3 protein-coding genes are annotated in these 1,802 nt (G+C 29.6%); all 3 read left to right on the top strand.

All coding sequences use genetic code 11. The annotated features are described in order from the left end of the window. Nucleotides 1–423 precede the first annotated feature (423 nt). The 3 genes from IWX84_RS15280 to IWX84_RS15270 are packed head-to-tail and all read left to right on the top strand — an operon-like array spanning nucleotide 424 to nucleotide 1,664. On the top strand, nucleotides 424–654 hold the full coding sequence (locus IWX84_RS15280; RefSeq protein WP_196851620.1) for a hypothetical protein: 231 nt from the start codon (nucleotides 424–426) through the stop codon (nucleotides 652–654). Nucleotides 655–662: 8 nt separating this feature from the next. Then, complete coding sequence (locus IWX84_RS15275; RefSeq protein ID WP_196851619.1) at nucleotides 663–1,076, top strand: protein-export chaperone SecB; 414 nt, start codon at nucleotides 663–665, stop codon at nucleotides 1,074–1,076. Nucleotides 1,077–1,082: 6 nt separating this feature from the next. Continuing rightward, nucleotides 1,083–1,664 (top strand): hypothetical protein, encoded by a 582-nt coding sequence (locus IWX84_RS15270; protein WP_196851618.1) that lies wholly within the window; start codon nucleotides 1,083–1,085, stop codon nucleotides 1,662–1,664. Nucleotides 1,665–1,802: the final 138 nt, after the last annotated feature.

The following is a 1,802-nucleotide window of genomic DNA, read 5'->3' as shown; positions in this document are numbered from 1 at the left end:
CCATCTCTTTGCGAACCGCCGTATACGAGACCCGTACGTACGGTGGTGTGAGAGGCGCACTCCGTCAGTTACTGGCGGAGCCGTCTACTCGATTGTGCGACGGCTTTTTATCCATTCCAATTTTCAAAAATAGTAAAAATTAACAATAGTGTTAAAACATCAAATTTCAATTACGATAAAATAAATTATTAAAGATTCTAAAATTTGATATAGTTTTGTAAACGTAATGATTAATAAAAAAATAGTATTCAATGCTAAAAGGATTTTTTGCCAAATATAGAAATTTATTATAGTATCGTTTTAGGTTTAAAAAAAAGGGTGCAAATTTAAATAAAAAATAAACGCAAAAAATATGAAGTTATTAACAATAAAAGGCATTTTATGGTGTATATTTGCCATATAATTATTTATAAAACTAAAGTTATGAGCAATATTTTAGAAGAACTGAAAAGATATTTTCAAGATACACCTCAGGAAAAAATATTGAATGACTGGGCTGAATTAGAAAAATATGATAAAGTTGGACCAAGTGTTCAAGAGTTCAAGAAAGTTACCCAATATTTTTTCAATTACGATAATTATATTTTATCGGAAAGTTGGAAAAAATGTAATATCTTAGCAAACCCGAAGTTTAACCTTCGGGTTTCTTTTTAAATATAATTATGAGTCAAAGAGCAACATTTCAATTAGATAATTTCATTTTCAATGAAGTTAAACTCTCAGTTAATGAAGTAAAACCTAAAGAAATAAACGTGGATTTTATGCCTGAAGGTGTTTTTCATTTATTAGAAAAAACGTTCGATTTAAAATTAGTTTTTATTGCTTTTCAAGGCAGTGATAGGGAAGACCCTTTTATTCAAGTTAGCTGTATTGGAACGTTTTCTTTTGAAAATGTTGAAAAAGTTGCTGATATTCCTGCTTTTTTCTATAGAAATGCAATAGCTATTTTATTTCCTTACATCAGAGCTTTTATTTCCTCTCTTACTGCACAAGCAAATATTACTCCAATGATTCTTCCAACATATAATTTAGGTGAACTTGAAGCTCCATTGAGAGATAAAACAATTACATTGTAATTTATTTTGGGTCGTAAAGTAATAGTGTTTCAAACACTTAAAAATAAAGGAAACCCAATAGAAATAGAAAGGGATGGTCCTTTTATTTGTAGATGGGAAAATTCTTGGTTGGGAACTGGGTACTATTTTTGGGAAAATTTTCTTAGCAACGCTCATTGGTGGGGTAAATCTCATTTAAAGGGAGATTATGTAATTTGTGAAGCGGAATATATATTTGATGATGAAAAAATTTTCGACTTATCTGGTGGAAATCCACAACATAGCGCAGATTTTGATGAATATTCAAAGTTTTTAAGAAAACAGGGGTTTATAAAAGACAAAGTAACGACAGTTTCAAAAGTTTTTCAATTTTTAAGAACTCATATTAAAAGTTTTGATTACGATGCTACAAGAGCATATGGAATAAATTCTATTGGAGAAAAGCTACATCCTGACCATATTTATAGGATGCCGTTTGAGTTACAATTAGGGGCATATTTAGATTTAAGACCTGCAATTCAAATATGCTTTTATACCAAAACAGTTCTACAGTTGGATAATTATAGAATAATATATCCTGATGAATATATTGACCAATATGTTTTTTAATTTTATTTTCTATTCTATTTCTCGTTCTTACAAGCTGTCGCACAACGTCAGTTCGTCTAAAAACCTTCAAAGTTTCTCAAACTGCGTTGTGAGTTTGTAAATATAGTTGATTTGTCGTACAAAAGAAAGTCTCTTTAA

Source organism: Flavobacterium sp. CG_9.10 (assembly GCF_015752245.1).
Classification (GTDB): Bacteria; Bacteroidota; Bacteroidia; order Flavobacteriales; family Flavobacteriaceae; genus Flavobacterium.
Note: the sequence above shows the minus strand (reverse complement) of the source record. Positions and strands in the feature narration are given on the sequence as shown.

What these genes read in the sequence shown, in the direction of transcription:
- IWX84_RS15280 (WP_196851620.1), top strand. Translation starts at nt 424, where the DNA reads ATGAGCAATATTTTAGAAGAACTGAAAAGATATTTTCAAGATACACCT.
- IWX84_RS15275 (WP_196851619.1), top strand. Translation starts at nt 663, where the DNA reads ATGAGTCAAAGAGCAACATTTCAATTAGATAATTTCATTTTCAATGAA.